Origin of the sequence: Sorangium sp. So ce295 (assembly GCF_051527405.1) — a bacterium.
GTDB lineage: Bacteria > Myxococcota_A > Polyangia > Polyangiales > Polyangiaceae > Sorangium > Sorangium cellulosum_B.
Genome location: NZ_CP150324.1, coordinates 1,528,780 through 1,541,799 on the forward strand (window position 1 = coordinate 1,528,780; position 13,020 = coordinate 1,541,799).

The 13,020-nt window shown below is 66.4% G+C and carries 11 protein-coding genes; all 11 read left to right on the forward strand.

The annotated features are described in order from the left end of the window. The first annotated feature begins 5 nt into the window (after positions 1–5). Complete coding sequence (locus WMF11_RS05745; protein ID WP_437976716.1) at positions 6–1,394, forward strand: DUF1552 domain-containing protein; 1,389 nt, start codon at positions 6–8, stop codon at positions 1,392–1,394. A gap of 112 nt (positions 1,395–1,506) precedes the next feature. Beyond that, complete coding sequence (locus WMF11_RS05750) at positions 1,507–1,941, forward strand: protein kinase domain-containing protein (RefSeq protein ID WP_437979279.1); 435 nt, start codon at positions 1,507–1,509, stop codon at positions 1,939–1,941. Between the two features lie 86 nt (positions 1,942–2,027). Next, positions 2,028–2,414 carry a hypothetical protein gene (locus WMF11_RS05755; protein WP_437976717.1) on the forward strand — a complete coding sequence of 129 codons (387 nt, stop codon included), beginning with the start codon at positions 2,028–2,030 and terminating at the stop codon, positions 2,412–2,414. A 268-nt stretch (positions 2,415–2,682) separates the two neighbouring features. After that, complete coding sequence (locus tag WMF11_RS05760; RefSeq protein WP_437976718.1) at positions 2,683–3,132, forward strand: hypothetical protein; 450 nt, start codon at positions 2,683–2,685, stop codon at positions 3,130–3,132. Positions 3,133–3,182: 50 nt separating this feature from the next. Continuing rightward, positions 3,183–3,356 (forward strand): hypothetical protein, encoded by a 174-nt coding sequence (locus tag WMF11_RS05765; protein ID WP_437976719.1) that lies wholly within the window; start codon positions 3,183–3,185, stop codon positions 3,354–3,356. An 856-nt stretch (positions 3,357–4,212) separates the two neighbouring features. Next, complete coding sequence (locus tag WMF11_RS05770) at positions 4,213–4,704, forward strand: hypothetical protein (RefSeq protein WP_437976720.1); 492 nt, start codon at positions 4,213–4,215, stop codon at positions 4,702–4,704. Positions 4,705–5,643: 939 nt separating this feature from the next. After that, positions 5,644–8,361, forward strand: a complete 2,718-nt coding sequence (locus WMF11_RS05775; RefSeq protein WP_437976721.1) for an HD domain-containing protein — start codon at positions 5,644–5,646, stop codon at positions 8,359–8,361. 1,931 nt (positions 8,362–10,292) lie between these two features. Next, positions 10,293–10,832, forward strand: coding sequence for a hypothetical protein (locus tag WMF11_RS05780; RefSeq protein WP_437907425.1), 540 nt, complete (start codon positions 10,293–10,295; stop codon positions 10,830–10,832). After that, positions 10,829–11,596: a hypothetical protein gene (locus WMF11_RS05785; RefSeq protein WP_437976722.1), complete on the forward strand. Its 768-nt coding sequence runs from the start codon at positions 10,829–10,831 to the stop codon at positions 11,594–11,596. The genes WMF11_RS05780 and WMF11_RS05785 overlap by 4 nt, the downstream gene beginning before the upstream one ends. Further along, positions 11,593–12,156, forward strand: a complete 564-nt coding sequence (locus tag WMF11_RS05790) for a hypothetical protein (protein ID WP_437893571.1) — start codon at positions 11,593–11,595, stop codon at positions 12,154–12,156. Before WMF11_RS05785 ends, WMF11_RS05790 begins: the two co-directional genes overlap by 4 nt. Positions 12,157–12,436: 280 nt before the next feature. Next, entirely contained in the window at positions 12,437–12,976 is a 540-nt protein-coding gene (locus WMF11_RS05795) for a hypothetical protein (RefSeq protein WP_437976723.1), read from the forward strand. Positions 12,977–13,020: the final 44 nt, after the last annotated feature.

Here is a 13,020-nt window from a genome sequence, read left to right on the forward strand (position 1 = left end):
CCGCTATGTCGACGTTTCGCTCGACGTTTCGCTTGAACCGGCGTGCCTTGCTGCGAGGTGCTGGCGGCATCGCCATCGCGCTCCCGTGGCTGGAGATCATGGGCGCCGAGCCCACGGCGCGCGCGCAGGCCGCCCCCGCGAAGCGCTTCCTCGCCGTCTACACGCCCGGCGGGACCGTGATGGACCGCTGGCGGCCGACGGGCTCCGAGACGAGCTTCACGCTGAGCCCCCTCCTGGCGCCGCTCGCGCCGGTGCAGAGCCGGCTGCTCGTCGTCGACGGCCTCGACATGAAGAGCGGGCTCGGCGAGCAGCACCAGGCCGGGATCATCGCCTGGCTCACGGGCACGCCGCAGGACGGCGCCGCGGGCCGCGCCTACGGGAGCGGGCCGTCGATCGATCAGGTGATCGCCTCCCGGATCTCGGGGGGGCAAAAGGCGAAGGCGAGCCTCGAAATCGCGGTGCGCTGGGCGACCGGGAAATCGCACGGCCTGCTGTCTCCGATGAACATCGCGAATTTCGAGAACGACGCGCCCTACAGCCCGATCCCGCCGCGCATCGATCCGGTGGAGATCTTCACCGATCTCTTCGGCACGCTGAACCCCGGCGCCGACAACGACGCTGCTCGTCGTCTCGCGCGGAAGCAGTCGATCCTCGACTTCCTCGACCGGCGCTACTCCGCCGTGTCCTCGCGGCTCGGCGCCGCTGACAGGCAGAAGATCGATCAGCACCTGACCAAGATCCGCGAGATCGAGGAGAGCCTCAGCAAGGCGCCGACCGCGGCGGGCGCCTGCCAGGCGCCGGCGAAGGTCGACACGTCCGACTACAACCCGCGCACGGGGCGCAACTCCGCCGACAACGGCTCGATCAAGGACACGTCGACCGACGCGGCGATCCCCAAGGTCGGCAAGCTCATGACAGACATGCTGGTGATGGCGCTCGCCTGCGACATCACCGCGGTCGGCACCCTTCAGTGGAGCGACACCGAGGCGAAGCACACCTTCCCCTGGCTGAACCTGAGCGAGCACCACCATTACTACCAGCACGACGGCGGCTTCAGGGCGGCCGAGTGCGAGCTCATCTGCAACTGGTATTCGAAGCAGCACCTCTATCTCCTGCAGGAGATGGAGAAGGTCGACATGGGCGGACACTCGCTGCTCGACGAGAGCGTCGTCTTCTTCCACTCCGAGATCTCGGATCCGCCGAGCCACAAGAAGACGAACATGCCGTTCCTCCTGGCCGGCGGCGGCGGCGGTCTGCGTACGGGGCGCTGGCTCCGGTACAAGAACCTCCCGCACAACAACCTGCTCGTGTCGATCTTGAACCTGTTCGGCGACCCCCGGACCACGTTCGGCACCCCGGAGCATTGCACCGGGCCGCTCACGAACCTGACATAGCAGCGAGAACGAGGCGCGTCCGAGCAAAACCGGGCGAGCCGTTTGGAGGCACCACGCAGAGGCCCACGCCCGCGGTGTCGTTCACCGGGACATCAAGCCGAGCAACCTGCTGCTGGTCAACGGCGAGGTCGACCAGGTGAAGGTGCTTGATTTCGGGATAGCGTGGCAATCCGGGGCGACGAGCCGCCTGACGCAGACGGGATCGATCCTGGGGACCCCCGGGTACATGGCCCCGGAGCAGGCTCGCGCGGAGCGCGAGGTGGGCCCGCCGACGGACGTGTTCGCGCTCGGTTGCGTGCTGTTCGAGTGCTTGACCGGCGAGCCCGCATTCCAGGGGGAGCACCTCGTGGCGCTGCTCGCAAAGCTCCTCTTGGAAGAGCCGCCGCGCCTGCTCGGAGCGGGCGGCGGCGTTGCTCGACGAGACGCGCGGGCTCCATGGGCGAGGCGCGCTGGTGCGGATCGACGACGTGACCCGGGCGCTGCTGGACGCGCGCTTCCAGGTCGTCGAGGAGGCGGGCCGCTTCCTGCTCCACGCCGGTCCTCCTGATCCTCGAGGATCTCCACTGGGGAGACGCGCCCTCGATCAAGATCGTCGACGCGGCGCTGCGCGACCTTGATGACCGGCCATTCGCGGTGATCGCCCTCGCGCGGCCTTCCGTGCACGATGTCTTCCCGCGTCTGTGGGCGACGCGCAATGCCCACCAGATCCGCCTCACCGAGCTCTCGCGGCGCGCAGCGACGGAGCTCGTGCAGAGCACGCTCGGTGCGGCCGTGGAGCCCTCCCAGGCCGCGGCGATCGTCGAGCGGTCCGGAGGGAACGCGTTTTACATCGAGGAGCTGATCCGCGCGGTTGCCGAGGGACGGGGGGCGGCGCTGCCCGACACCGTGCTGGGCATTGTGGAGGCGCGCCTCTCGGCGCTCGCGCCCGAGGCGCGGCGGGTCCTCCGAGCGGCGAGCCTGTTCGGCGAGGTGTTCTGCAAGGGGGAAACAATTCCAATACGCAAAAATAATCATGAATGATTCCGAAATGTTGGCTGCTGTGACTGGCAGGTGTGGCGGCAAACGCGGGGAGGCCGGGGGGCTGTACGGGGCCATGGGGGCGCACCCGTGCCGGTGCTGGCGGTCGCGGGTCGTCAAGAGCGCGGCTTCGGGTCGCTGCGCCTGGGGCACGTGCTCGGGGCTGTGGTCGTTCACCATCCAACTGGTCGATGAACAGCGACCACGCTCTCAACGTCGCCGTAGCGTCTTTTTCGTTTGACTTATCCTCAGCAAAGTCGAGCGTCCATCCATGAACGAGAAGAAGAAGGCCTCTCTTCGCATGGGCCGGAGCAACCAGGACTTCCTCAGCCGCGCTGCCAACGGCCGGAGCAACCAGGACTTCCTCAGCCGCGCCGCCAACGGCCGGAGCAACCAGGACCTCCTCAGCCGCGCCGCCAACGGTCTGAGTAACCAGGACCTCCTCAGCCGCGCCGTGGACGACGGAAGCGAGAGCGGTCCGTGTAACGATGTGGTGGAGTGCGACGACGACCAGTACGAGTTCCGACCGGTCGACGATTCGCAGTGGTGGTTCAGGTGCGACGTGATCAGGCTCAGCGACGAGATCACGGTCGGCGAGGTGCGTTACAGCGGGCCGCGTGAGCCGCGCGAGGAACTCGTCGGACACCGTCTGGATTCAGGACTGAGCCGGGAAGCCTTTTTCCTCATCGTGGACACCTGGCGCAAGCACGTGCTCGGGTGAAAGGGCTCCACGCTCGCAGACGCCGCGGCCGCCCTGCCTGCTCGGGCGCCATGTGCGCCACCACGCAGACGACAGGCGCCGCGCCAAGCTCGCACGAGGTCAAGATCCAGAGCTCGACTTGGTGGACCTCGACGCCGGCGACGACCCCGCGCGCCGGCGTCCGCCTCGATTCGGCGGAGCTCCGCATCGGCTGGGTGGATATCAAGGGACCCGAGCTCGCCTGACGTCCACGTCGGCCTCGCGGCGCTCCGCGCTCGATAACCTCTACGCTGCGGCCTAGATGCCTGCTTCGGGGCCATGTACCCGGACGCCGGCGCCATCCCGCGTTCGCGCCCGCCAACGGTGTGTCCGCGCTCGGCCTGGTGGACATTGAAGGCCCCGAGCTCGTCGGCGTCGTCCTCCACGCCGGTGCTGCGGCCGAGCTGCTTCAGGAGGAGGCCGCGCGTGCGGGACAGGCCCCAAGCACGTCAGCTCCGGCACGCATCGGCCCGGCGGATAACGCGCAGCCAGTCCGCTGCGTTCCTAGCCGCTGCCACACGCGCCGTGGGCGCAGCAGTGGCCAGGCTCGATACCGAGAGGTGGTGCCTTAAGGCGCCCGCGAGCGCGTTGGACGCAGCTGCGAGCCAATAGGCCTCCCGCAACGGCCGGGTCAGCACGGGAGCGAAGCCGCGCGCTGAGAGGTATCCAGCGAGCAACGTGTCGTGGCGACGCTTCGCCTCCTCCCAGTAGCCAAGGACCTGGAGCCAGGAGCTCACGTCTTCGAGCGGCGAGCCGATCCGCGCGCGCCGCGGGGTTGAGGAGGGCGTCGGCGAGCGCGGGGCTGTCGTCGGCGTCGCGCTACATGGCCCCGGAGCAGACCTCTCCGGCCCGCCCGAGGGGCCGCGGTCATAGAGGTTTCCGCTTTGTCAGCCGCGGTACTTCGGTACGCTCGCCCCGATGGGGATGCGTCATCTTGGGGCGGTCGCGTTGGTGACCGCGGTCGCGCTGGGCTGTTCCCATAGTCGCCCGCGGCGGCCACGGGTCCGCTTTCCACCGCCACAGCCGTTGCCCGCCTTCGTACAGGTCATCATCAGGGACGCCGTGATCTCCCCAAGCAAGAGCGATGGGCGGGTCTGGGACGGCGTGGGCTCGGTTCCGCAGGAACAGCTCAGCAAGCTCGGGTCGATGATGCGCAGCGGCCAGCCTGTCGCCATCGCGACGAACGTGGCGATGTTCGTTGGACAGCTCGCGAACTCCGGCGTGGAGGCCCCGGAGCCCTACGGCGTCGCCGATCTCTTCGTCGGCGGGCAGCCGTGGGGTCAACGGCCGCTCGATCGGCAAGGGCAGCGCGACACCTGCACCCCCATGTGGGACGGTGCGGTGTGGGACCGAGTCCCGCTCTCGCCGGCGGTCCACATCAGCGGGCAGATCCTCGATCGGGACCTCGCGTACCCCGATGCGATCGGCAACTTCGTGATCAACTACGGCCACCTGGTCGAGGCGCTGCAAGCTCGCCGCGTCTACCCGGTGAAGGTCGACGATCAGGCGATGGGCCAGGTCCTCTTCGTCGGCATCGAGGTCTGGCCGCAGTAGGGCGCCATGACCTGGGCATCGAGGTCCACGTGGTCGATCGCGGAAGCTGTCGCGGCGAGGCCTTCGCGTGAGCTCGGCGCGTCGGGCAGGCAGCGCGGCCGCGGTGTCGAGGTACGCGCGCGGAGCGCCGCGGAGCCGAGGCGCACGCCCGGCGAGCTCGGGCCCGTCGGCGTCGCGCCACATGGCGCCGGAGCAGACAGGGCGGCCGCTGGGTCGAGGTCCTCAAGGAGGCGAAGCGGCTGCGGCGTGAAGGAGGACGCCGGCGAGCTCGGGATCGCGCCGGCGTCGAGACTGGCGCTGTCCGCGATGCCATGCTCACGCGCAGCGACGACGTCCGGCGACCTGATGAGAGCAAAGATGCGAGGCCGGCGAGCGCGGGGCCCTCGCTCCGGAGCGGCCGCAGGGTCGAGATGCACGCCGGCGCGCGGGGCCGCCGCCGGCGCATCGAGGTCCACCTGGTCGAGCTCAGAAGCGCCGGCCGGTGAGGACCTCGCGCACGATCTCGTCGAGGCGCACGTCGGTGAGCTTGGAACCATCGCCCGTCTGCTGAAGGCGCGCTCGGCGAAGTCAAGCGCCATCGTGCGCGGCGGTGCGGATTTGGGGGCGGGTGCTGTTAGCCAGCAATTGGGTTGGCTAACAGCCGGACCACTGAACAGCTAGAAAGATGCGCCCGTCCGCCGAACGGTTTGCGGCTCTGCCGCCGCGCGAAGCACGGCCAGCAGCTTGTTCGGCAATGGGCGCGAAGCGCTGTCGACCAGGCTCCTCGACGCCCTTATCGCCCCGCTGGGTGCGTGCGACGCTGGGATGAGGGTGGAAGAAGCGCAAGCCGCCGCAGAGCACCGAAGAACTGCCAAGACGAGATGAAGGCCCCAAGTCCCCCGCATCGCCGCAAACGCCCACATCACACTTTCGGAAGCCTCTGCGGTAGGATGCACGCCGATGACCATCACTACCTTCGAGAGGACGAGCCTCTGGACCTCCACGCTAGCACTTCGGTCTGACGCGGACCCCGACACGAAGGCGCGCGAGGAGCTACGCACCGCCTTTTCCCGCTTTCGGGAGCGAGCCGCAGCGATCGGAGCCGAGATCGCGCGTGACTTACCGGACTTCACCGTCCACGACGTCACCCACCTGGACTCTCTCTGGACCATGGCCGAGATAACTGCCGGCGCTGACTTTCCTCTGACGCCGACCGAGGCATTCGTGCTCGGTGGCGCGTTCCTGATCCATGACCTTGGGATGGGCCTGGCCGCATATCCCGAAGGCGTGGCGGCGCTCCATCGGGACAAGGCCTGGTCCGATGCCGTCGCGGCTCTCCTGCGACGCAAGCTCGACCGCGTCCCCACACCCGAAGAGATCGCCTTTCCTCCGCCGGACATCGAGAAAGAAGCCATCGGCGAGACACTTCGCAACCTTCACGCGCGTCATGCCGCCCACCTCGCCTTGATCTCCTGGCACGATCCGACAAGCCGCACGGCGTATCACCTCATCGAGAGTCCCGAGTTGCGAGAGCTCTTCGGCGCCACGATCGGACGCATCGCCTACAGCCACTGGTGGTCCGTCCCGGCGCTCCGGGAGAAGTTCTCGGCGACCCTCGGCGCGCCGACTTGGTGCCCGAAAGAGTGGACCGTCGACGCGCTCAAACTTGCCTGCGTCCTCCGCGTCGCCGACGCGAGCCATATCGACGCCCGGCGGGCTCCTGGCTTTCTCCGTGCCCTTCGGAAGCCTCGCGGGATCGGGGATGAACACTGGAAGTTCCAGCAGAAACTGCATCAGCCGCAGCAACGGGATCATCGCTTGATCTACACGACCGGAAGCCCCTTCCGCCTAAACGACGCGCCCGCCTGGTGGCTCTGCCTCGACACCCTGAAGATGATCGATGGCGAACTGCGGCACGTTGACACGCTCCTCGCCGACACGGGCCGGCGCCGACTGCAAGCGCGGGGCGTGGCCGGCGTGGACGACCCCTTGCGGCTCACCGACTACATTCCAACCGAGGGGTGGGTCCCCGTGGACACGCGCGTCCGGGTGAGCGACGTGCCCTCGTTGGTCGAGCGTCTCGGTGGAGAGCAGCTTTATGGAAACGACCCGACCGTACCTCTGCGCGAGCTGATCCAGAACGCATCGGACGCCGTGCGGGCGCGCCGGCTGCTCGAGGATCGCTCCAAGGATTGGGGCGAGATTGTAGTACGGCTGGGATCTGACGCGACCGGTCCCTGGCTTGAAGTGGAGGACAGCGGTTTGGGCATGTCCATTCACGTGCTCACTGGTCCGCTGCTCGATTTCGGGACAAGCTACTGGGAGTCCGCGCTCATGCGGCAGGAGTCGCCCGGCCTTCTCGCAAAAGGGTTCAACCCCACCGGACGGTTCGGGATCGGGTTCTTCTCGGTCTTCATGTGGGGGAGCCACGTTAGGGTCACGACGCGCCGGCCGGAGGAGGCGCAGAAGGACACGCGGGTGCTGGAGTTTTCGACGGGGCTGTTAACGCGTCCAATCCTCCGGCCTGCGGAGGAGGAGGAGCGGCTGAAGGACGGAGGGACGAAGGTCCGAGTGTGGCTGAAGACGGATCCGGCGGCGAGTGGCGGGTTGCTGGAGAAGTGGGGGGAGCGGCTGTGGTCACTAGAGAGACTGTGTGCATGGCTTTGTCCGGCGTTGGATGTCCATCTGATCGTGGAAGGAGACGAACATAAGCGAACGCGCGTTGTTGCTGCGTCCGACTGGGTTACATTACCAGCAGACGAGCTCATCGAAAGACTCTATGAGCCAGGTGTCGATGATGCCAATAGTGCAAAATTTAGAGCCAACCTCATATTCTATGCGGCCAATCTTCGACTGCTCCGCAATAGTTCTAATGAAATCGTCGGAAGAGTCGCTGTTTTCTTTTCGCGCCCTGGTGCCTTACTTGGCGATTCTCACGCTGGCGCCGTTACTATCGGTGGACTGAGAGCAACGGAGCTCAACCTCATCGGTGTACTCACTGGCAGGCCGGTTACAGCGGCAAGAAGCGTCGCGATCCCTATTGTTGAGAATTCAACCATTGCGCAGTGGGCCTCAGACCAAGCGCGCCTCATCGCACTCAACCATCCACAAAAAGATGAAGACCTATACCACTTAACCCACGTTGTTTATACATGTGGTGGCGATGCGGCAAATTTACCGATCGGTCGAGGGAGGGACGGCTGGCTCACTGCTGAAGACATTGCCTTGTGGACGGATGTTCACGAAGTCCTGCTTGTCGATACCATGATAGGTATGTCAGTGCACGACGTAACGAAGGTGCGTCTCGACGCAAACGTGATCGCAACCACGTCATCGGATGTTGTAGTCCTCATGGGCGATGCTTATCGACCGAAGTCGTGGCCTGACTGGCATGCGTCAACGGCACAAGATGATTGGTTATTTCGTTTCCAAACGCCAGAAGGGGCTGTCATCAAAGCCTTGGCAAGGGCATGGTCCACATCTGTCAAAGCCATCCTGGATGTATCTCAGTTGGGTGATGACGCCCTCAGGGAAAAGGGGACTCGTAGGGTCGGCACCTTGAAGGGAAAGGTTGTGGCCGAATTTGTCAAAGTTATTCGCAACCCTGCCAATTGTCACGAGCCCAGTAGCCAACGCGGTCACCAAAATAAGCCGAACAAGATCGCTCGTGTTCGGTAATACACACAGTTCATAAGCCACGTAGCTGTGGATCATGGGCTCTTCGGTGAAACCGAGGCCAGCATTTCATGCAGCCAGGAGCCGCGCCGTACCGATCGCGGCCATCTGGCAGCGTCCGGCTGCTGCAGCTCATGGGCCAGCAACACGACGGGGGTTGCGCCTGGCGGCGCGATAGCGGGGTAGCGGCCCGTGACCGGCGTCGTCCCGGCACACCCCGCGACCCTGCAATCACCGTGGACACCGTCCAGCCCTCGCGCCTCTCGAGATCGTCGTACGAAAGTAAGCGCCCGACCAACGCCATCGTGACCATCCCGTCGGGGCCCGTTACCAGTGCCCATCGCTTCCTCCTTCGCGATGGGGATAGGTAACCGGCGCCACGCCGACGGTCACGATGGCGTTGGTCGGGCGCTTACACCGCGGCCGCCCGGACCGCCGGCGGATGGGCGCTCGGAGTGTTCGTCAACCAGTAGGTCGCCGAACACTCCCGCCGCGTAACCGCCTGCGCACCTGCGTCGCCAGGGATGGGTCGACCGCCTTCCATCCCGGTTCCATCGCAGCGATTCTCTTGTCACCCAAACGGCGGCAGGGGCCCCCGAAACGGTGGTAGTGGTCGCGAGCGGTCGCGACCACCGCGCGAAACGCCCGGGTTTTCCCCTTCTCGCGACTTGTTGACCGCCCTCGCTTGTTTTCCAGATAGAAGCGCCGCGTGAGCTCGTGGCCGTCGCCGGCGAGCTCCTCGAGTGCGTGCTCGGCGCTGCGGCCCCTGGTTGATCGCGGAGCGGCCGCGGGCGTCGAGGAGGACGCCGGCGAGCGCGCGCGATCGCGCTGGCGTCGTACATGGCGCCGGAGCAGACAGGAAGGCTGCGTTTCTCACTCCGGAGCGGGCGCAGGTGCGCGGGGCCGCCGACGGCGCGCTACATGGCGCTCGAGCAGACGGGCCGCAGGGTCGAGGTCCGCGACCGCTCCACGCGCGGGGATCGAGGTGGACGCCGGCGTGTTCGGGGCCAGCGATGTCGGCGTGGTCAAGCGCTTCGGGCCCGGCCGTCGCTCGTTGAACGCGGGCGTCCAAGCAGCGCGTGGTCGCGGCACTGCAGAATCGTGAGGCGTGGCGCGGCCCGCCCTTGTCGCGCGGGCGCCGTCGACCGAAGACCGCGGCTCCGCAGCGGTATGGTCGAGCTCTTGATCCGTCCGTTCTCCGGCCCCGCTCGCCGGTGTACCGCGTGCGGTGTGATGGAGGTGATGGCGCTCCTGGGCAATCTGCATCGCCTGCGCGAGGTGATCGGCGTAGTCGCGGCTCGGCAACTCGACGACGCCGAGAGACCCGCCGGCCGGGGCAACAGCGGCGACGCCCTCGAGCAGTGGCGAGGGCTGCGGGACCATCCGGGCTGCGGTGCCTGCGGAGCCCCATCGGGCCATCCGTAGCCGGTCTCGTGGCTCCCCGCCAATGCCGCCGCGATGCGTGGCGCTCGCGGGCGGCGCAGACGCGCGAGCAACGTCGTGCGGCTCCAGGCGCGTGAGCGCTAGCGCGTCGTCATCGTTGACCGTGCAGGCCATCGCCAGGCGCCGCGCTCGCGGCAGCGCGGCCGCGCGAGCGACGTCGCATGGTGCCACGCGCGTGGGCGTCACGGCGCGCGGTCACTGCTGCCTGGGCACGGTGCCGCGCTGGGTCGGGCTTGCAGCCGACATCGTGCAGCGCGGGGCGCGTGGCCTGTCGCGCGGACCCGCGGCGGAGCGGCCAGGCAGCTGGCGCCAGCACGTCGACACGCGCTGGCGCCGCGCGGGTAGCTGCTCGCCGGCGCACGCTCTGGACGGTACGACCCCTGGCCAGTGCAGTGTGCTCGCCTAGATTCCGTTTGACGCCGATCCTCTGATCAGAAGAATGCCCCGCGTCGGCACGTTGCTCACGAGTTGCGGAAGACGGGAAGGGGACGATGGGCACAAGAAGGCGGCGGATCCCATGGGCGATCCTGGTCATCCCGCTGCTCGTCGTCGTACCGACGCAAGGAGAGGCCTCCGAGCTGAGCGCTGGTGTGAGCCTCGGGTGGCTCCAGGCCGGTACCGTTCCGCGCCTCGCAGTGGGGCCGCACGCGGGCATATCTTGGCCCATCCAGCGAGACATCCTGTTCACGGTGCACGACCTGTGCACGATCCTACCCCCGATCCAGGAGGACGGGCTCGGGATCTACAACCAGACCTCGGTTGACATCGGGTACGCGTGGAAGGACGGCAACGTCAGCACGGGACCGTCTGTCGCGTTCTACCTCATGCCGGCGTGCGGCGTCACCTTGTGCGGCCAGGTCGGTGGCTTGGCCGTAGGCGGCCACGCGCAGACCAACGCGTACGTCGCCGGACCGCTGGGGGTGTCGGTGAGCGTCAACGTGGATTGGGTCGGTCGGGGCAGTCTGGTGCTCCCGGGCTATGTGTCCGTCGTCGTTGTTGCTGGTCCTGTGCTTCGATGGAGTGAGAAATGAACGCGAGAAAACTTCTATTATTGATCTTGGTCATCGCGGTTTGGGCGCTGGCGGCGTGCAGCATGACGTTCGGCGACTGCTATCCTGTCGGGGAAGGAACTTCGGGTGCAGGGGCCGGTCCGGGCTCCGAGCCACGCCCCGTCTTCACCTCCTCCGCATCCGGTGACTTCGGGGCCGACCCCCAAGGCGGCGGCGAGCGAAAGATCGCGTGCAACGAGTGGGAGCTTGAAGACGAAGAGGAGAGACCGAGCGACAGCTCGGAGACCCCAACGACATACCGCCCGGAGAGCCCGCGAGACCAGTGCCCCGGAGCCGGCGATGTAGCGGGAGCCGGAGCGACCTTCTTGAGCTGTAGCGGTGCATGCAGCCCGAAGTGTCCGAAGCCTGGAATGGCCCACTTTCTCTGGGTAGATTTCGATTCGTCGTTCTTTACGTTTGTTACCATTGTCGAGGATGACGGCCGGGGGAAGGCGGGCGGGTGGCAACAGGCCAAGACAAGCCTGAATTTCAAGCACGTATTTTCAGGCGGCACCACCGAGTGGTCCTGCGCTGTCACCATCAAAATGCCGATCCGGACTGAGTTTATGGGGAAAATCGATCCACTTCGTGCAGCCAGCCTCAGCGAAGAGATCACGGAGGATGTTGCCAACGTCATGGACTACAACCTGCCGCCAGGGATCTTTTGCACAAGATTTGCCACTCAGGCAAAAGCCGCGTTCAAGTCCAAGTACCCGCTACTCGGCGCGTCGGTGACGAGTCCATGAAGACAACTCGCTCCGAGCTGCTCGACGTTATCTACCGATTCTACCCGCGGGGTGTGCAACAAATCATGCGCATCTATGTGCCTCCGGGCGAGCCCGTCTACGAGGACACGGAGGAGCACGGCCGCCTGGTGGAAGCCGCAAACCGCGGGCGAGCGGAGTACCCGAGGTGGGAAGCGATGATCCACCGTATGTACGAACGATACGGCCTTCAAAACGAGTCGCTCAACCTGTTTGCGGGGGGGATCGACCCGGCGTACTCGGCCCGCATCTATCGCCCCAAGGACTTCGAGCCCGCTCCTTCGCTCAGCAGCAGGGCTTCGCTCAGCTTCCACGTGAGCCTTCTCGGGCCTTATTATGGAATCCACAGCAGGGGCGAGCCCGACGAGATACCGGCGGCGGTCGCAGAAGAGATCGAGGCCACGTACCCCGGTTACCAGCCGATCCCGCCGGAGCTCGGGAACGAGGTGGTGCCGGATGTGGCGATGGACGGGGTGATGATGGGCGAGGCGACGATCTACGTGTGCCTCTTCTCGGACGTCTGGACTTGGGTGGATCCGTAACCACAGCCCCGGGCGGCCGCCGTCCACGTGACCGCATTCGGTCGCACGGACGGCGAGGCGCTCGAGGTGAGCTCGGCGGCGCTATGCGCCGTGGGGAGCTCAGGCGGCTCGCTCCTCGGCAGGGAGCATCTGCTCCAGGGATGGGTGTCCGGATAAGCTTTCGGACTTTCTGAACGACACTACGTGATTCTATGTGATCCTTCTGCGATAGGTTTCACCGCGCGGCGGACGCTGCGTTCAAGTCCAAGTACAAGAGACTCGGCGCCAAGGTGACCAGTCCATGATGATAACTCGCTCCGAGCTCCTCGACGTTGTTTACCGCTTCTACCCGCGCGGTGTGCATAAAATCACGCGCATCCATGTGCCCCCCGACGAGCTCGTCTACGAGGACACGGAGGAGCGCCGCCGCCTAGTGGAAGCCGCAAACCGAGGGCAAGCGGAGTACCCAAGGTGGAAGGTCATGATCGACAGGCTGGGGGAGCGATGCAGCCTTCAGAACGAGTCGCTCAGCCTGTTGGCGGGGTGGGTCGAACCGGCGTACTCGGCCCGCATCTGGCTCACCGATGATGCGGCGCTCAGCTTCCACGTGTCCCTGCTCGGGCCATACTACGGGATCCACCTCCCCGGCATCCCGGAGGAGGAGCCGGTGGCGCGCGAGATCGCTGGGGAGATCGAGGCCACGTACCCCGGCTACCAGCCGATCCCGCCGGAGCTCGGGAACGAGGTGGTGCCGGATGTGGACATGGACGGGGTATCGATGGGCGAGGCGACAATCTACGTGTGCCTCTTCTCGGTCGTGTGGACTTGGGTGGATCCGTAGCTGTTCCCCTGGGTGGGTGCCGCCCGCGTGGCCGAACTCGGGCG

Bases quoted from the DNA above. Each gene is read 5' to 3' on its own strand.
- WMF11_RS05745 (WP_437976716.1), top strand. From the start codon at position 6: ATGTCGACGTTTCGCTCGACGTTTCGCTTGAACCGGCGTGCCTTGCTG.
- WMF11_RS05775 (WP_437976721.1), top strand. From the start codon at position 5,644: ATGACCATCACTACCTTCGAGAGGACGAGCCTCTGGACCTCCACGCTA.
- WMF11_RS05760 (WP_437976718.1), top strand. From the start codon at position 2,683: ATGAACGAGAAGAAGAAGGCCTCTCTTCGCATGGGCCGGAGCAACCAG.
- WMF11_RS05765 (WP_437976719.1), top strand. From the start codon at position 3,183: ATGTGCGCCACCACGCAGACGACAGGCGCCGCGCCAAGCTCGCACGAG.
- WMF11_RS05790 (WP_437893571.1), top strand. From the start codon at position 11,593: ATGAAGACAACTCGCTCCGAGCTGCTCGACGTTATCTACCGATTCTAC.
- WMF11_RS05780 (WP_437907425.1), top strand. From the start codon at position 10,293: ATGGGCACAAGAAGGCGGCGGATCCCATGGGCGATCCTGGTCATCCCG.
- WMF11_RS05785 (WP_437976722.1), top strand. From the start codon at position 10,829: ATGAACGCGAGAAAACTTCTATTATTGATCTTGGTCATCGCGGTTTGG.
- WMF11_RS05795 (WP_437976723.1), top strand. From the start codon at position 12,437: ATGATGATAACTCGCTCCGAGCTCCTCGACGTTGTTTACCGCTTCTAC.